The sequence below is a fragment of the Streptomyces sp. NPDC031100 genome, assembly GCF_055570785.1.
In genome coordinates this window covers 854,051-870,452 of record NZ_JBVIGN010000002.1, presented here as the reverse complement: position 1 = coordinate 870,452, position 16,402 = coordinate 854,051, and the positions used below count along the sequence as shown (strand labels likewise).

Below are 16,402 nucleotides of genomic sequence, written 5' to 3'. Positions count from 1 at the left end.
TCCTCCACACCTACAACCACCACCGCTGCCACACCGCACTCGGCGGCCAGCCACCCATCACCCGCGTGAACAACCCTGCGGGTCAATACACCTAGCGCGCCGACAGCGCGCGCAGTCTGCCCGGTTCCGGGCTGGGCCTGGCGATCGTGCACGCCGTCGCCCTCACCCATGGCGGCACGGCCTTCGCCCGCAACCGCCGCGGCGGCGGTGCGGTCATCGGCTTCACCGTCGGCCCCGCCTCCCGCGTCGAACACCTCGTACGGCGCCGACGGCCGACTCCGCTGTCGCGCCTCTCTGACCGGCAGAACCCGCCGGCACCCTCAGAGCAGCCCACGCTGCATCTGTCGCCATCGGCTCATGGCCGACTTCGAAATCGTGCGTCAATTGATCAAGTCGAGGCAGAAAGAGACGAGCGAGGCGACTGCGCCGGGGGCGCCCGCGCCGAAGGCGACCACCATGGCCTGACCGATCGCCACGTCATAGGGGTCGAGGCCGTGGGACCAGGTCAGCCGGGCGTCGATCCCGGGGATGCTGCGGAAGGGGCCGTACGCGCCCAGGGTGCCGTGCGCTTCGCCAATGGGCGTGCCGTTGCGCAGGATCCGGGCCCGGCACAGGCTGGTGGGCCGCAGCTCGTAGCTGCGCTCACCCACCACGGCCGTGCGGGTGCGTGTTCTGCGGCGCAGGGCCCAGCGGCTGTCGCTCCCCCGGCGCGTGGGGATCACCTGCCCGTCCACCCTGATCCAGCCGCGCTCACGGCTGGGCCGGACCGTGACGGGCGGCATGCCGGGTCCCTGGACGAGCGCGATGACGCTGGGCCAGCTGTCGTAGCTGATCCGTGTCGGCCCGAACGGGCTGTCGGCCGTACGGTGCTGGGAGAGCCGGACGGTACGGCGCTTGCTGAAGAAGGACATGGTCGTATGGGCTCCGAGGTGGGGAGTTGGGGACGGCACGGGCACGTGGGGCAACGCCGGTCATCGTCAGTGGTGGGGTGGCCCCGGCTGCCATGACTGGTACGGCGCGGCTCCTGGCGCGGATTGCTGGTGAGGCATCGCCGTGGGGACCGGGTGGTGGGTGCGCAGCAGTGCCTCGAACCCGGCGTGCAACTCGCGGGCCTTGTCGGGCCGGGCGGTGTAGGCGACGACGGATCCGTCGACGCGCTGGATCGTCACCGCGGCGTCGGTGCTCGGATTCTCCTGGCCCAGCCACACTCCGCCGAGGGCGGTGGCAGGCACCCACCCCGGTTCGGACTCCGGGCCGCCCTCGCGCCATCGGCGCAGCACCTTCCGCCGATAGCCCGGGATCAGCAAGCCCGGGAGCGTCACCACGACGAAGAGGAAGATCACGATGTTCGCCACCACATCGGCCGCCCACCGCAGCAGCGCGAGGAGTGCCGCGTAGCAGACCGAGACGATGAACACCCAGGCGCAACCCACGGCGACGACGTGCGGCGCACCCACCTTGTTCAGCAGGCTGTAGAGGCCGACTGAAGCGAGCAGTACCAGGACCGTGACGCACCCGGCCGTGTCGCCGAGGAGCCCTTCGGCGATGCGGCCGGCGAGCCGGTCGCGTCTGACGACGAAACCGTGGTCATGGAAGTGGACACGTACACGTCCCCCGGGCATGGCTCTGACGCCAGCGATCTCACGCACGCCGCTCACCCTAGGTGATCGATTCCAAGGGATCGGCTGCGCGCATGAGGTGAGGGAGCCCAAAGTGCGGTTGTGACGCCAGACTTGGACTCCCTCGCCACGGCGCTGTACGTGGAATCCGACGACCTGCTGAAGGCATCGCCGCATCTCGCGCCGTGGCGACCGGCTGTCGGGATCACCCCGAAACTCATCGACGCCGAGTTGGTCACCCTCGCGGTGATGCAGGCCATGCTCGGGTTCACCTCCGAGGCGAAGTGGCTCCGCCACGCCCGCGCTCACCTGCGGCATCTGTTTCCGTACCTGCCCCAGCAGCCCGGCTACAGCAAGCGCCTGCGCAAGGCCGTCGAGCTGCTCCGCCGGATCACGCGGCTGCTGGCCGCGGACACATCCGTGTGGAGCGACGACGTATGGATCGTGGACTCCACGCCCGTGGAATGCGGCCGTTCCCACGAGACCGTGAAACGCTCCGAGCTGGCTGGATGGGCCGAGTACGGCTACTGCGCCAGCCACAGCCGTTTCTTTTGGGGCCTGCGCCTGCACCTGGTGTGCACGCTCCAGGGACTGCCCGTCGCCTTCGCCCTGACCGGAGCGAAGGCCGATGAGCGCGAGACCCTGCTGGACCTGCTCGACGCCGAACCGGAACTCCTCGCCACCCGGCCGGGACAGACCTTGATCGGCGACAAGAACTACTTCGGCCGCGACTTCGGGCACCAGCTGGCCGAGCACGGCATCCGGCTGCTGCGGCCGACCCACAAGGGTGAACCGGAGCAGCCCGGAGCCAAGCTGTTCAAACCACTGCGACAGGTCATCGAGTCGGTCAACGAGACCTTCAAGGGCCAGCTCAACCTCGAACAGCACCACGGCCGCACACCCGCCGGCGTCGTCGCCCGCATCATGCAGCGCATCCTCACGCTGACCACCGCCATCTGGCACAACGACCAGAGCGGACAGCCCGTCCTGCGCTCACTGACCGCCTACGACCACTAACCCTCGGGAGTGACCATCCAATGGGACGGTGCCAGGGAGCGCACGACGTCGAACTCGTTGCCCTCGGGATCGGCCATGACCACCCAGCTCCGGTCAGGGCCCTGGCCCACGTCCACCTTGGCGGCGCCCAGGCCAAGCAGCCTGGCCACCTCGTCGTCGGTACTGCCGTCGATCGGGCTGACGTCCAGGTGGAGCCGGTTCTTCACGGTCTTGCCCTCGGGCACCTGGATGAAGAGCAGGGTGGGCGGCATCTGGCGGGCCCGGACCTCCTCGACGGTCGGCTCCCAGGAGCCGATCTCGACCTTGCCCTCCCTCCGGTCGATCACCTTGAAGCCCAGGACCGCGCACCAGAAGGCCGCGAGCCGCTCCGGATCCTGGCAGTCGACGACCAACTCGGTGAACCTACTGGTCATTACTCCCCCAGACAGTACGGACGGGGGCTCAGCCTATGGGGCCGCGCCACCCCTCCGGTCCAGAATGGCCACGACCACCAACCCTTGGAATCGATCATCTAGACGAACGTCCGTCGCTCACATGTCCCGCATGAATGCCACCACTGCCGTCCTGCACGGGAGTGGCTCGGCGCTTGGAATCGGCACCCCGGCGATCGTCTCCGGAAGGGGGAAGCGTCGGCGGCCAGTTTTGCCGTCGGCGTCCGCAGGGAAGCCTTTCCCCGCCCAACAGGGAGGAACTGGGACATCCCGGTCGACGAGGCTTCGGGGACACACTGGCTGATGCTCCGACCAGGGACGGGGATGACATGCGCCACTGGCAGCCACTGCCCGAATCTCTCGAACCGGAAACCAGGGCCCTGATCGAGCGCATGCGCGACCTCAAGGACGCTAGCGGCATGAGTCTGGCGGGGCTTGCCGCGCCCACCGCGCACAGCAAGTCGGCCTGGCACCGTTACCTCAACGGCACACAGTTCCCGCCCCGTTCAGCAGTCGAGGCACTGGGACGACTCAGGCCGACCGACCTGCCGGAGCTGCTGGAGCTGTGGACGCGCGCCGAACCCATGAGCGAACGGTCCACCGTCCCACGGCCACTCGAACTCCCGCCCTCACCTGCGGCCCCGGCACCAAGGAGGCGCCTGCGCAGCCCCCTTGTACCGGCCGCCGTCATCACGCTCTCCGCCGCCGCTCTCGCCTGGACGACCATCGCGGGATCGCCCCTGCTCGCGGGCCAGCCAGGGCCGACGACTGCCCCAGCAGCCACGCCACCGCCGACCGGCCCCGCCGTCCCAGCGTCATGCCGGGGCGAAAGCCGTGAAGGCCAGTATCCAACCCCGTCCGGATGCACAGGCGACGCGCGAACGGAGAGCACCGTGGCGGCCTCCGCCTACTCGGTGCGGCTGCGCTTCAGCCCCCGCTGTGGTGCCGTCTGGACCGAAGTCACCTCTCGCGCCGGCACCGTGCGCGAGGTCGCCATCACGATGGAGCCGAAAGACGAGCTCTCCTCTCCCCCCCAACGACCGCTTCCCTTCCAGCAGCCCGATGCTTGCTACGACCGACCCACGGGCCGCCGAAGCGTGCGCTGTCGTGGGAGACACTCTGGCCTGCACAAGCGCGAGCGGCGGCGGGGAGATCAGCTTCGTCGGTGGCCAACTTGGGAACACCGGCGGGAAAGCCGGTGCGCCCGAGGGTCGGCGCTGTGCGTACTCCCTACACCACCTGATAGTTGGCCATCATCGCCATGTCCTCGTGCTCCAGGTTGTGGCAGTGCAGCATGTACCGGCCGCGGTAGCCGCGGAAGCGGACCAGCAGGTCCACGACCTCGTACGGGCGCACATCCACCGTGTCTTTCCAGCCGGCGTCCGTGGGCTCAGGGGCCCGGCCGCCGCGCGACAGGACCTGGAAGTGGGCCAGGTGCAGATGCACCGGGTGGTGGAAGTCGCTGGTGAACCGCCAGCGTTCGACGGTTCCGAGGCTTGGCCGGGCCAGGAACTCCGAGGTGCTGAAGGGGCGTCCGTTGATGGTCCACGCGTCGTCGGAACGGCGGAAGTCGAAGTGCCGGGTGGCGACGGCGGACGCCGGACGCAGGGCCGTGAAACGCGAGAGGTGTGCCGGGAGGTGGCTCGGGTCCTTCTCCCTGCGGGCGACCCGGAAGCGCATGACCTGGCGCATACGGCCGTCCGCCAGCGTGTTGACCAAGGTGACCACACTCCCCACCGCGCACCCGGTGAAGTCCACGACGACATCGAAGCGTTCGCCGGGCGCCATCAGGATGCCGGCCAGACGCTGAGGCGCGGCCAGCAGGCCGCCGTCGCCGCCGATCTGAGTGAAGGGGAGCGTGCCGCCGTGCTCATTCTCCAGCACCAGATGGTAGCGGCGGGCGTTGGAGGCGTTCAGCAGGCGGAGGCGGTGACGGGTCGCCGAGACCTCCGCCTCCGGCCAGGGAGCGCCGTTCACCAGCTGTACGTCGCCGAGGACGCCGTCCATGTACGCGTCCTGGACGCCGGGGGTGCCGGTGCAGGTCGGCGAGTGGCCCGGGTAGCGGAAGGAGCCGTCCTCCTCGAAGGAGCGGTCGCAGATCAGCAGCGGGATGTCCCGCTCGCCGCCGGGCAGCGGGAGCGCGTCCTCCTCCTGGTCGTGGACGAGGAACATCCCGGCCAGACCGCGCCAGACCTGCGGGGCGCTGAAGTCCATCCGGTGGTCGTGGTACCAGAGCGTCGTTGCCCGCTGGTCCATCGGGTACGTGTAGGTCTTGTAGCCCTCCGAGACCGTCCAGTCGGCCGCGGGAGCGTGCATGCCGCCCATGCCGCGGTGCGTCATCCCCCGCGCCTTGAACTCGGCGCCGCACTGCGCGGGCACCAGCACATCGGTCGGGTAGCCGTCGGAGTGCGGCGGGGTGACGCCCCCGTGCAGGTGCAGCGAGGTGGGCACGGACAGCTTGTTGAGGACCCGTACCTCCATCCCGCGGCCGGAACGGGCGGTGAAGGTGGGGCCGGGGAAGATGCCGTCGTAGCCCCAGACGGTCGTCCTCAGCCCTGGGATGATCTCAACGGACGCCTCGCGCTGGGTGATGTCGTAGAAGTCGGTACCGCCCGCAGTCCGGGACGGGCGGGCGCGCGGTGGTACGGGCAGTGGCGCCGTGAACTGCCGGGGCGGGCGGATCCTGCTGGCCAGGACGGTGCCTGTGCGCTCGCCCGACCACTTCGCGTACGCCGCCGCTCCGGCGGGTACGGCGAGGCCGGCGGTAACTCCGGCCGTCACTCCGAGGAATCGTCGACGTGACGTCACCCGTGCTCCTCCCCATGGTGCTTGTACGTGCACGCCCAGCAGGCCAGCGCCACGCCCACGCCGAACACACCGAGTGCCAGCGGGACATGGCCACCCAGCATCCGGGCCGCGCCCAGACCCATCTGTGCCCCGACCAGCACGACCAGGCCGACCGTGAACGTGAAGGGCCACGCCGGTCCCCGCATCGAGCGCCACACCAACAGGGCGGCCACGGACCCCACGAGAGCGAGGACGGCGACCAGCTGGGCGTTGGCCGCGTGCAGGTCGAGGAAGCGCACGTCACCGGTGATGAACAGGCCCGCCAAGGCCGCTTGGAGGAGAGTGTCGAAGACGAACAGCAGCGAGACGGTGCGCAGCAGGGTCAGCGGCCATGTACGGGACCGCTCCGCGGCTCTGCCGGATTGCGGCTCCTCTTCCGTCGGGCGCGGACGCGGGAGTGCAGCCTCCGTGGACGTGTCAGTCACGCGCCACCTCACCGCCTCCGACACGGGCCTGCGCCTCGAATGCCTGGAACCCGGCCTCGACGCCCATGAAGATGTCGTTCATGACCAGGTAGCCCTGCGCGATCAGCGGCGAGTCGCGCAGTTCCTCGATGAGGAAGTAGTACGCCTTCAGGTCCTCGGTCTCCAGCAGCACGAAGTCGGAGAAGGCCGTGGTGAACGCCTCCGCGTCGAAGAAGCGGGCCGAGACACGGTCCGCATACCTGGCGAAAACCGGGTGGATGTGGGCCGCCGCCATCGCGTTCCGCTCGTCGCGGGAGAGTGCCAGCCAGGCCGGGGTGAAGGTGTAGGTCACGATGATCGTCGTCTTCACGACAGAGTCCCCCGCTTCCGAAAGCGACGTAAACGGCGTTAGCTTACGGCGTTTACTAGAGATGATAAGCGTTAACATTGTCAAGCGCGGGCCGGTCGGCGGAGCCGCGTCAGGTCAGGAGGCACAGCGTGAGCAGCGAGACCTCGCCGGCGCGACGGGCTCGGCAACGCGAAGAGGTGCGCGAGCGTCAGCGCGCCGAGACGAGGTCCGAGATCCTGCGGCATGCCCGCCGGTTGCTGGTGGACGAGGGCCCCGCCGCTGTCTCCCTGCGGGCCATCGCGCGCGAGATGGGGATGACCGCTCCGGGGTTGTACCGCTACTTCACCGACCACCGCGAGCTGGTCCAAGCGCTCACGGCTTCCCTCTACGACGAGCTGGCCGCCGCCCTGGAACGCGCCCGCGACCAGGCACCTCAGCAGTCCCCGCGGGGCTGCTTCACCGCCACCGCACGAGCCCTACGAGCCTGGGCACTTACCCACAAGCCGGAGTTCACCCTCATCTTCAGCAAGCCGATGCCCGACGCCGACTGCGCACCGGGGGACCCCTGCCATACGGCCAGCTGGCGCTTCGGCGGCGTCTTCCTCGACCTGATGTTGGAGTTCTGGCGGGTCGGCACCCTCCCGCTGCCGAAGGCCGACACCCTCGACCCGGACTGGCTCCCCCAGCTGGAGGAGATGAGGGAACACATCGACTCCGAGCAGCCGCCCCTGGAAGCCCTGTACGTCTTCGTCCTCGCCTGGTCCCGCCTGTACGGCATGGTGTCCATGGAAGTGTTCGGACACCTGGACTTCGCCCTGACCGATCCCGAGCCACTGTTCGAGCACAACCTCCGCGACATCGTGGAGCTACTCGAAGCCGACCCGCGAAACGACCAATAGTCCGCACCGCGCCGAGGTCAGGGCCTTGGCCAGTACTTCGGCGGCCCCAGGTGCGGATCCGTAACCTGCAATCGGCCGTGTCGGGAGGAGGCAAGGGCCGACGGCAGCGTCTCTTGTCGTCGCTGCCTACGAACCCTCCGCGCCCAAGGATCCAAGGATCTGCAGTACTCAGTCGCCGACGTCAACGGCCGCTTCCCGACGGGCCTGCTGGCCAGGATCTCTGCCCTCGCTGTCGTGGTGGTCGACAGGCTGCGCGGCGTGATGACGCTGGTCGCCCTGGCCATCAGCTTCCTGGTGCTGAACTTCTTCGTCCTGCCGACGGTCTTGCAGGGGTGTCGCCGAGGTGAGCCCACAAGCCGCCAGTTGTTGATCTTGAGACCCGGACGGCTCGCTATGGGGTGTCGCCCGCGAGGGTGCTGACGCGGTTCTCGTACTCGCGGCGGGCTTTGCGTTGGGCCGGGACCGCCGGGGTGCCCTGGCCGCCGTCGAAGGGCTGGCACAGTTCGAGGAGTCGGCGGTGGATCGCGGGGACGGCGGTGACGCGCAGGGTGTAGCCCTGGCCGCGCCGTACGGTCACGCCCTGGTCGAGCGCGGTCCGCTCGGCGGGATCCAGGTCGGCCACACGGAGGAAGTCGGCGACCTTGCCCGGTACGTCGAGGATGACCGGCAGTTCCGGGACCGGGGCGCCCTGGTCGTCGGCGTTGTGCTCGGGCATGAGGTCGGCGACGGCGGTACGGATGGCGCCGCGGCTGACGCCGTGGTCGCGGGAGAGGGCGGCGATGGACCGGCCTTCCAGGTACGCGGTGCGTACGGCGTCGGTTTTGTCGGCCGGGACGGCGGGTCGGCGCCCGCCCTTGTTGCCCTTCGCCTTGGCGGCCCGCAGCCCGTCGTACGTCAGCTCCCGCTGAAGGTCGCGCTGGAGTTCGCCGGCGGCGGCGAGGGTCTGCACCATGAACTTCACCGTGGACAGCAGCTCGCCGGTGCGCGGGTGGCGGGCGGTGAGGTCCATCGCGGAGAACGCGCCGTCGTGGATGCGCAGGGCGAGGCGGTCGCGGTGGAGGACGTCGAGCACGTCGAGAATGTGCCGGTGCCGCGCACCAGGCGGAACATCTCGGAGATGTGCACGGTGTCGCCCGGCCGCGCGTACGTGAGCAGCTCGCCGAACTTCGGGCGCTGAAGCGGGTGGAGGCGGCTGGAGGTGCCGGCCTGCTCCTCGAAGACGACCGGGTCCTCGATCCCGGCCTCGTCGAGGACGAGGTTCTGGCGGTCGGTCGACTGCTGGTCGGTCGACACCCGCTTGTAGACCAGGTTGGCCATGCCGCTCCCCGCTGTGGTGGTCGCATTCGACCCTAGCTGTCAGCAATCCCTGTCATCATCCGCCATCGGATCTGATTGGATCGGCGCCGCCGTCGGGCCCCGGAAAGTCCGGGTTCATTGGACGCCTGCTGCGCCTGTAGTCATTCGATCGATTGACGACAGGGCGGAAGCGGCAGGCGGACCAAGCAAAACAGCAAGTCCAGACAGAGCGTCACATCATGTGACGGCGAACTGCACTCTCTGTACGGTTCCTACTCGCCCCCCGCCTACTACCTCGCCTTCGCGCCCACTGAGGTTTTCTCAGAGGCTGAGTTCAACGTCTCTGCGGACCAAGTGTGGACCACTTCGAGTACGCGCGGCCTACGCCGGTGGGGAGTCACACCGGGTCCGGCAGGTCCATGAGCGCGAGTTTGGCCGGGTCGACCACAGCGGTGATCTCGGTGATGTGGCCGTCGGCGACGGTGAAGACGAGGAGGGAAAGCGGGGTGCCGTCTGCGCTCCAGGAGATGACGCCGGGGCGGTCGTTGACGATCGCCGCATGTCCTCGTGCCGCGCTGCCGGCCACTCGCGCGCGGGTGGCGACTTCGGTGGCCCCGAGCGTGACGAACGTGCCGTTCGGGGTGTGGACGGTGAACTTCACTTCGGGGTGGAGAACCTGCAGCAGCTGCTCGAACCGGCCGTCGCGGGCCGCGGCCAGGAAGGCTCGCACCACCTCGCGTCGTTGTCGTCCGGCGCTTGCCGGCTGCTGGGCGGCCTGTACTTTCCTGCGGGCGCGGCTGGCGAGCATTTTGGTCGCGTCGGCGGATTTGCCGAGAATGGTGCCGATCTCCGCGAAGGGCACGGCGAACACGTCGTGCAGCACGAACGCCAGTCGTTCGTCAGGGCGCAGCGAGTCGAGGACAGTGAGGAGCGCGAGGCCGACGGAGTCCCCGAGTGCCGCGAGGTCGTCCGGAGCGGGAGCGTCGTCGAGCGTCACCGTGAATTCGGGTAGCTGGTCGTCGAAGGAGACTTCTGGGCGCGTTCGGCCCGACCGCAGGACATCGAGGCTGATGCGGCCGACCACGGTGGTCAGCCAGCCGCCGAGGTTGTCGATGGTGCCGGTGTCCTGACGGGACAGACGCAGCCACGCCTCTTGGACCACGTCTTCCGCATCGGCATGTGATCCGAGCATCCGGTAGGCGACGGCGCGGAGCCGGTCACGGTGGGACTCGAAGGCATCGACGATCGGGTCCGCGGGATGGGTGCCGGCCATGGTGTTACCTCCGTGGAAGCTGCTCCGTCATAGGGATGACGCGCACAGGCGCCGCAACGTAACCCGATGAAGGAGAGCACTCCCCCATGGAAAACCGGCTCAAGAACAAGAACACGAACAACCCCGATGTGTGGACCGCGATCCAGCACCTCCACAAGGCGATCGCCGCCGGCGGTGTCGACCCGAAGCTGCTCGCGCTCGTCCACCTGCGCGCCAGCCAGATCAACAGCTGCTCGGCGTGCGTCTACGCCAGTGTCGCCGGCGGGAAGAAGGCCGGTGACACCGACGAGCGGCTGCACAACGTCGCAGCGTGGCGCGAGGCGCCGTTCTACACCGACGCGGAACGCGCGGCACTGGCGCTGGCCGAGGCCGCAACCCGACTGCAGGACGGTGCGCCGGGCGTCACCGACGAGATCTGGGAAGAGGTCAACGCCCACTTCACCGAGGAGCAGATCGGCGCCATCAACCTGGAGATCGCGCTGACCAACTTCTTCAACCGGATCAACCGCACCATCAAGGAACCGGCCGGCAAGACCTGGGGCTGAGCCCAGCGTGGCTCTCACCCACTGAAGCTTCGCCAGTGGGTAAGAGCCACGAGGCCGGGCAGGTGTGAAGCCCTGGTAGGACTGCTCTGCCAAGATCATGTCCGCTCGAACCAGAGGCTTCACGTTGGTCACTTATGCTGCCACGCTCGACGTCCCACGCCACGTCGTCGAGTTCCTCGCCCGGCTGCTGGCCGCCCACCGGCGCAGGATCGGCACGCCTAAGGGCTCTCGCGCCCTGGGCCCGTTCCGCCAGGCGGTACTGGTGCTGCGCTGGTTCCGAGAACACGGCTGCGTGCACTGCCTGGCCCGGGACGCCGGGATCTCGCAGGCCACCGGCTACCGCTACCTCCATGAGGGCATCGGCGTGCCGGCCGCCAAAACTCCTGATCTGCACGAGGTGCTGGACCTCTGCCTCGCCGAGGGGATGACACACGTAGTGCTGGACGGCCCGCTGATCGCCTGCGACCGGCTGGGCGGGGTCCGGGAGAACGGCAACGACCTGTGGTTCTCCCAGAAGCACAAGAGCTTCGGCGGCAACATTGAGCGTTTTCAGCGTTGCCTCTTCAGAGTGAGGACGGCCTGGGCGATGACGGTCATGCGGTTGGGGCTGATGCGGGCTCTGCGGAAGATCTGCCAGGACTTCAGCCGTGCCATGCCGCGTTCGACGGGAGCTCGGGCCTGGGCCAGTGCGCGATTGACGGTGCGCTGTGTGGGGGTGAGTTCGCCGCCGGCTGGTCGTTTGAGCCTGGTGGCGACCCAGGGGCCCGCGCCTTGGTAGGCGCGGTCGGCCAGGACGGGGACGCCCTGTCGCTCGCAGATCCGGATGATCCTGTGGGCGCGGGCCGCGCGGCTCGGTGGCCAGCCTCTTCGAGGAGCAGCGGGTGGCATAGGTGCGCGGACCCCCGACAGGTTCGGGGGCCCGCGCCTCGCTCACCGCCATGGCTCACTCAGGTCTCGAGTGGTCAGGACCACTCCGATCCGGCCTGGCCGTTGCAGGTCCACTGCTGGGCACGCGCGCCGTTGCGGTTGGAGGAGTTCTCGATCTCCAGGCACTTACCGCTAAGGACATTGATGATGTACAGGCGGTCACCGCCGGCATCGGCGAAGCGCCACTTGGACCCGGCCTGGCCGTTGCAGGTCCACTGCTGGGCACGCGCGCCGTTGCGCTTGGAGGAGTTCTCGATCTCCAGGCACTTACCGCTACGGGCATTGATGATTTCCGCGCGGTCCCCGCCGAGGCGCTGGAGGTTCCACTTGGCTCCGGCCTGGCCGTTGCAGGTCCACTGCTGGGCACGTGCGCCGTTGCGCTTGGAGGAGTTCTCGATCTCCAGGCACTTACCACTGTGGTTACGGATGATGATGGCGGCACTGGCGTCGATCGCGCCGTCGGCCGTGCCCGCCAGTTGCGCGCCCATCATGGCGCGCTCGGGCGCGGCGGCCGGGGCCGCGGCAGCCGGGCCGGGAGCAGCGACTGCGGACAGCGCCATCGTGACTCCGGCGGCGGCGAGAACACGTGAGAACCGCATGAACACATTCCCTTTCGTTGGTGTGCTGATTCATGCCCGACCGGGCCCGCAGCCGTCCCCCGTCATCCGTGGCAGCTGCGAGCCGTACGGCCGTGCCCCATCACAGTGGCCCGCCAACCGACTGCCGGTCGTTAGCAGTGAGTCCACACTTCCTTGGCACCGAGTCCACCTCGCCACAAAGGGTCTGCTGCCGGTATTCCGTGGGCGGCATCCCGTACTTGTTGCGGAACGCACGGCTGAAGTCGGCGGCGTGGGAAAAGCCCCAGCGGGCACCGATGACGCTTACGGGCGTCCCGTGCAGTGCTGAATCCGCCACCTCACGGCGGGCGCCCTCGAGGCGCTGCTGGCGTATGCAGGCGGCGACCGTCAGCTCCTCGTCCTGGAAAAGGCGGTGCAGATAGCTCGTGGAAATATGGTGCGCGGCGGCGATGGTGCGCGGCGTCAGTTCGGCGTCACCAAGATTCTGCTGGATGAAGGACTTGATGCGCAGTGTCAGAGCCCGTCGGTGGCTCTCCGGTGGGAGGCGGTCGTCGGCTTCCAGCAGGTGGGCGAAGAACGCGGAGAGCAGGTCGACCAGCACCGTGCCAAGGCGTGGTCCGTCGGCGGGCTGGTAGGCCCCGGCGTCCGACACGACCTGGGTGAGGAACTGGCTGAGCAGGGCGGGGATGCCTTCCTTCCTGGGCATCGGCTCCTCGAGGAGCCGTTCGGTCCGGCTCAGCGGGAACGGCAGCAGCGACTGGGGGACCGCTGCCGACACGGCTGTGAACAGGTCCTCCCCGTCCGCCGCCCGGACGTCGTATTCGCAGGGTCGGCACGTGTCGTGCACCAGCAGCTGGCCCGAGCCGCACGTACCCCGCCAATCGGCCTGCGCGACATCTACGGACCCAGGGCCGGGGAGGGTGAGGAGGTACACCTCCGGGTTGTCGGCGGACCGGATCATTTTCGGGGTACGGCGCACCTTCATGGGAAGATAGCTCGTCGTCCACAGCTGAATGGCGCCGAGTTCCACGAGGCGCTGGGTGGCTCTGAAGTCATCGGCGTGGTCACTGGTCAGTTCGGCGGGCGCGTGGGTCTGCCCCGTCCGCTCACGCCAGTAGTCGAACCGGTCCGCCGCCTGTACGTCCTCACTCCTGAATACCGTCTCGACGAGCATGTCCCCAAGCTCCCCCTGTCCCCTGGTCGCGTGGCTGAATTCCGCCTGCTGTGACGCGTAGTCGTCGACGGGCTAACGGCTCGGCGTGGCGCTCCAGCGGAGGCGCGTTGTCTCGGCCCGTGCCCGGTCCGTCGGCACGGGAGCGATGATGGCCGTGGCGTTGTCGACTCGGTGTGCTCACTGTTGGGAGCCTCATATCGTCATGCCGCCTGTCACTGGCGCGGCCTGTGTTCACGCTCGCGGAAGCCCGGTCTTGGGCGCGGGGTCGTCGCGGCGGGCGCGGCGGGTTCCGATCAGCAGCAGGGCGCATGCGAGCGCGAAGAGCGGCCAGGGCGTGAACGGGAGGACCACGGCGTCGACGACGGTCCAGCTCCCCAGTGTCCAGGCGATGAATGCTGGCGGGGTGATGCCGCGGCGGTCCAGCCACAGCACCGTCAGGCCGATCAGGATGAGCGGTATGCCGAAGCTTGCCAGGCTCAGCCAGTACGCGCTGCCCGCCGGGCTCATGTCGGTAAGGTCCTCGCTCCACAGTCCGCCGCTGAACCATGTCCCGGCGTGGCGCGCGGCTTTCTCCACCGTCAGGGCGCCGATCGTGTGTGCGGTTCCGAATAACGTGATGATCCAGCCAGCCCACTTGATCATCTGAGTTCTCCGTTCTTGTCGCGAAGCCACGCGGTGCGACTTCATCGCGGTTGTCTCTGCGCAGTGGGGGTCAGCGATCAGCGATCGCTGCACCAGCCGGAGCAGCTCAAGTCGTTCCACGAGTCCCTGACGCCGGTCGCGAAGCACCTGCGCGCCACGCGCGGCAAGCAGTGGCGGGACGCTTTCCCCTCCCGCGCCGCACACCCCCGTGGTGCGGCGCGGGCGAGGCGTTTTCTCAGCGTCCGCCGTTCACCATCCGCGCCACGCGAAGCAGTAGGTGTACGTACGGGCCGCGGCGCGTCGGCCGGGCGACCGTGCCCGTGAGGGCCAGCTCGGCGCGGTCCAGGCTTTCCTCCACGCACGCGTCGTGGAGCCACCGCCAGAACAGGGGCCAGGTCAGCCGCGCCGACCCGCGGGATTCCTTGGCGAGAGTGTGCCGCAGCCGGGTCCGTCCGTCCGCGTCAGTCAGGACCGCGAACTCATGGAAGCCGTCAAAGCCTTGTGGCGCGGTGAAGGCGAACCTCACCCAGACAGACGGGACATAGGCGGCCACACGGTAGCGGACCGGGCCGTGCCCGCCCCTGGCCCCCACCCCCAGCGGCCGGTCCAGCCGCATCGGCAGCCACGGCGCCTTCGGCCACAGCTTGTCGTTCTCACTCGCGAGCCCGTCGATCAGCGCTCCCACCTCGGCTGGCTTCGCCGGCAGCGAGCGCTCGTGCACGTTGTAGACACCGCTCATGCGGTCCTCCCCCACAGCGTTTTAGAGGATGCTCTCTAATACTACTGGAGAGTAGTCTCCCCTGTCATGGCCAGACCCCCTCGCTTCGACACGGACCAGCTCCTGGACGCCGCCGTACACCGCGTCGCCTCGTCCGGACCGTCCGGGGTGACCATGTCGGCGGTCGCCAAGGACGTGGGCGCGCCGAGCGGTTCGGTCTACCACCGCTTCCCGGGGCGCGCCGCCCTGCTCGCGGAGGCGTGGCTGCGGACGGTCGAGCGCTTCCAGGAGGGCTACTGCGCGGCGCTGGACTCGGGCCCCGATGCTCTGCGCTCGGGCTGCGCGGCGGCACGCCATGTGGTGGCGTGGAGCCGCGCCCACCCCGAGGAGGCAACCCTCCTGCTCTACGGCCCCGAGGACTTCGGCCGGGCGGACTGGCCGACCGAACACCGCGAACGGGCGGACCACGGCAAAACGCGCGTCCACGCCACCCTGGCGTCGCTGGCGACGGCCCTGGGCTCCGAGGGCCCTGCGGCGCTTGAGCGCGTGACGCTGGCCCTGATCGACCCCCCCTGTCCCTGGTCCGCCGCCACCTCCGCGCGGGCGAGTCCCTGCCCGCACACGCGGAGGCCCTGGCAGAGGAATGCGCAGCGGCACTGCTCACCGGCCCACGAGCACTCTGAGCGGGTGCTCCGCGAGCGTTCGCCGAAATTCGGCTTGAGTGGGCCTCTGGGGCGCCTGGTGTCGTCTTGGCGAGGGTGAACAGGCCAGGCCCGGTGGCGGGCCGTGAACGCGCCCCATCTCGTTGCTCATGTCCGCGCCGGGGCCCGCTGCGAACGCGGCCACCTCTTCGAACGACCCGAGACTCTCGCGGCATGAACACGTCCCGCTGCAGAAGTACAGATCTGCCTGAGTGTTGAGTCGGGTCGCCTGCCTGTGTCTAAAGGTCCGCTACGAGAAGTCGGTAGCCGACGTCGAGTGCTTCGCAGTCGAGCAGATCAGCATGGCGTTCGTGCCACAGGCCGGAGGACAGGTCGCTGGACAGCCGGGCCAGACCCGGGCGGACGACCTCCTCGCCGGTCTGGGCGAGCATCGAGATGCCAGCTCGCACGTTCGGATCGAGGTATGCCTCAGGTCGGCGCCAGAAGGCGGCGCCGAATCCGTCGGTGCAGTCGTGCGGAATCAGGACCGTCTCGACGCGGGCGGCTCCCAGCAGCGCAATCAGCCGATCGATGAGGACGCTTCGTGTGTCGGTGAACGCGGCCACCTCCGGCAGGTACTCGTCCAGCAGCCAAAACCTGCGGAAGATGGCCTGGTCCCAAGTGAAGATGACGACGCGTTGCCGGGCGATCCGAAGGAGTTCTTCGATACCGGCTTCCAGGTTCGTCCAGTGGTGCACGGTCAGGATGGCCATCGCCGCGTCGGTCGAGTCGTCGGCGATCGGGATCGACTCTGCGGATGCCTGCAGGGCCCACGCGGATCCGGCCGGACGTTGGGCGATCATCACTGCACTGGGTTCAACCGCCAGCACGGTTTGCGGTGGTTCGTAGGAGCCCGCGCCAGCGCCGACGTTGATGACAGTGGCGGCATCGCCAAGCGCCGCGTGGATCTTGGCAGCGATCCGGTGGTCGGGTCGTCGCGTGTGATTGTAGGTCGCACCGATGCGGTCATACGTCGTCACAA

The 16,402-nt window shown here is 68.8% G+C and carries 17 protein-coding genes and 4 pseudogenes; 6 read left to right on the top strand and 15 right to left on the bottom strand.

Translation table 11 applies throughout. The features are described from left to right. Positions 1-380: 380 nt before the first annotated feature. Together ACZ5DS_RS08135 and ACZ5DS_RS08130 are read right to left on the bottom strand one after the other, a co-directional pair. Positions 381-911 (bottom strand): hypothetical protein, encoded by a 531-nt coding sequence (locus ACZ5DS_RS08135; protein ID WP_468235083.1) that lies wholly within the window; start codon positions 909-911, stop codon positions 381-383. Positions 912-977: 66 nt separating this feature from the next. Next, the gene (locus ACZ5DS_RS08130; RefSeq protein ID WP_468235082.1) at positions 978-1,649 is read right to left on the bottom strand and encodes a hypothetical protein; all 672 of its coding nucleotides are present in this window, start codon (positions 1,647-1,649) and stop codon (positions 978-980) included. A gap of 72 nt (positions 1,650-1,721) precedes the next feature. Here ACZ5DS_RS08130 and ACZ5DS_RS08125 point away from each other — a divergent pair, with 72 nt between their 5' ends. After that, the gene (locus tag ACZ5DS_RS08125; protein ID WP_468235081.1) at positions 1,722-2,636 is read left to right on the top strand and encodes an IS982 family transposase; all 915 of its coding nucleotides are present in this window, start codon (positions 1,722-1,724) and stop codon (positions 2,634-2,636) included. Here ACZ5DS_RS08125 and ACZ5DS_RS08120 read toward each other — a convergent pair. After that, complete coding sequence (locus ACZ5DS_RS08120) at positions 2,633-3,049, bottom strand: VOC family protein (protein WP_468235080.1); 417 nt, start codon at positions 3,047-3,049, stop codon at positions 2,633-2,635. The genes ACZ5DS_RS08125 and ACZ5DS_RS08120 overlap by 4 nt on opposite strands. Positions 3,050-3,183: 134 nt before the next feature. Between ACZ5DS_RS08120 and ACZ5DS_RS08115 the strand changes: the two are divergent. Beyond that, positions 3,184-4,062, top strand: a pseudogene (locus tag ACZ5DS_RS08115) (helix-turn-helix domain-containing protein); the annotation flags it as partial. 235 nt (positions 4,063-4,297) lie between these two features. Here ACZ5DS_RS08115 and ACZ5DS_RS08110 read toward each other — a convergent pair. From ACZ5DS_RS08110 to ACZ5DS_RS08100, 3 genes are read right to left on the bottom strand one after another with little or no spacing between them, the layout of a single operon-like run. Then, positions 4,298-5,848 (bottom strand): multicopper oxidase family protein, encoded by a 1,551-nt coding sequence (locus ACZ5DS_RS08110; RefSeq protein WP_468235078.1) that lies wholly within the window; start codon positions 5,846-5,848, stop codon positions 4,298-4,300. A gap of 23 nt (positions 5,849-5,871) precedes the next feature. Continuing rightward, complete coding sequence (locus ACZ5DS_RS08105) at positions 5,872-6,339, bottom strand: hypothetical protein (RefSeq protein WP_468235077.1); 468 nt, start codon at positions 6,337-6,339, stop codon at positions 5,872-5,874. Beyond that, on the bottom strand, positions 6,332-6,688 hold the full coding sequence (locus ACZ5DS_RS08100) for a darcynin family protein (protein WP_468235076.1): 357 nt from the start codon (positions 6,686-6,688) through the stop codon (positions 6,332-6,334). The genes ACZ5DS_RS08105 and ACZ5DS_RS08100 overlap by 8 nt, the downstream gene beginning before the upstream one ends. 128 nt (positions 6,689-6,816) lie before the next feature. Here ACZ5DS_RS08100 and ACZ5DS_RS08095 point away from each other — a divergent pair, with 128 nt between their 5' ends. Both ACZ5DS_RS08095 and ACZ5DS_RS08090 read left to right on the top strand, forming a co-directional pair. Beyond that, positions 6,817-7,566, top strand: a complete 750-nt coding sequence (locus ACZ5DS_RS08095; protein WP_468235074.1) for a TetR/AcrR family transcriptional regulator — start codon at positions 6,817-6,819, stop codon at positions 7,564-7,566. A gap of 115 nt (positions 7,567-7,681) precedes the next feature. Continuing rightward, a pseudogene (locus ACZ5DS_RS08090) lies at positions 7,682-7,899 on the top strand (YibE/F family protein); the annotation flags it as partial. Between the two features lie 58 nt (positions 7,900-7,957). Here the strand turns inward: ACZ5DS_RS08090 and ACZ5DS_RS08085 are convergent. From ACZ5DS_RS08085 to ACZ5DS_RS08075, 3 genes are all read right to left on the bottom strand, one after another. Then, positions 7,958-8,638: a serine integrase family protein gene (locus ACZ5DS_RS08085; RefSeq protein ID WP_468235073.1), complete on the bottom strand. Its 681-nt coding sequence runs from the start codon at positions 8,636-8,638 to the stop codon at positions 7,958-7,960. Further along, on the bottom strand, positions 8,524-8,883 hold the full coding sequence (locus ACZ5DS_RS08080; RefSeq protein ID WP_468235071.1) for a recombinase family protein: 360 nt from the start codon (positions 8,881-8,883) through the stop codon (positions 8,524-8,526). The genes ACZ5DS_RS08085 and ACZ5DS_RS08080 overlap by 115 nt, the downstream gene beginning before the upstream one ends. A gap of 376 nt (positions 8,884-9,259) precedes the next feature. Beyond that, positions 9,260-10,135, bottom strand: coding sequence for a sigma-70 family RNA polymerase sigma factor (locus tag ACZ5DS_RS08075; RefSeq protein ID WP_468235070.1), 876 nt, complete (start codon positions 10,133-10,135; stop codon positions 9,260-9,262). A gap of 86 nt (positions 10,136-10,221) precedes the next feature. Between ACZ5DS_RS08075 and ACZ5DS_RS08070 the strand changes: the two genes are divergently transcribed. Beyond that, complete coding sequence (locus tag ACZ5DS_RS08070) at positions 10,222-10,680, top strand: carboxymuconolactone decarboxylase family protein (RefSeq protein ID WP_468235068.1); 459 nt, start codon at positions 10,222-10,224, stop codon at positions 10,678-10,680. A 549-nt stretch (positions 10,681-11,229) separates the two neighbouring features. On the opposite strand, the pseudogene ACZ5DS_RS08065 reads toward ACZ5DS_RS08070, so the two are convergent. The 5 genes and pseudogenes from ACZ5DS_RS08065 to ACZ5DS_RS08045 form a co-directional block, all read right to left on the bottom strand. After that, positions 11,230-11,526: pseudogene (locus ACZ5DS_RS08065) on the bottom strand (transposase family protein); the annotation flags it as partial. A 116-nt stretch (positions 11,527-11,642) separates the two neighbouring features. Continuing rightward, positions 11,643-12,206: an RICIN domain-containing protein gene (locus ACZ5DS_RS08060; RefSeq protein WP_468235066.1), complete on the bottom strand. Its 564-nt coding sequence runs from the start codon at positions 12,204-12,206 to the stop codon at positions 11,643-11,645. A gap of 100 nt (positions 12,207-12,306) precedes the next feature. Further along, positions 12,307-13,359: an AraC family transcriptional regulator gene (locus tag ACZ5DS_RS08055; RefSeq protein ID WP_468235065.1), complete on the bottom strand. Its 1,053-nt coding sequence runs from the start codon at positions 13,357-13,359 to the stop codon at positions 12,307-12,309. Between the two features lie 231 nt (positions 13,360-13,590). After that, a complete protein-coding gene (locus tag ACZ5DS_RS08050) occupies positions 13,591-14,001 on the bottom strand; it encodes a DUF6463 family protein (protein ID WP_468235064.1) in 411 nt (136 codons plus the stop codon). Positions 14,002-14,236: 235 nt separating this feature from the next. Beyond that, complete coding sequence (locus tag ACZ5DS_RS08045; RefSeq protein ID WP_468235063.1) at positions 14,237-14,740, bottom strand: SRPBCC family protein; 504 nt, start codon at positions 14,738-14,740, stop codon at positions 14,237-14,239. A 66-nt stretch (positions 14,741-14,806) separates the two neighbouring features. Here ACZ5DS_RS08045 and ACZ5DS_RS08040 point away from each other — a divergent pair. After that, positions 14,807-15,402: pseudogene (locus tag ACZ5DS_RS08040) on the top strand (TetR/AcrR family transcriptional regulator). Positions 15,403-15,659: 257 nt separating this feature from the next. Here the strand turns inward: ACZ5DS_RS08040 and ACZ5DS_RS08035 are convergent. Continuing rightward, complete coding sequence (locus ACZ5DS_RS08035; protein WP_468235061.1) at positions 15,660-16,400, bottom strand: class I SAM-dependent methyltransferase; 741 nt, start codon at positions 16,398-16,400, stop codon at positions 15,660-15,662. Between the last annotated feature and the right edge of the window lie 2 nt (positions 16,401-16,402).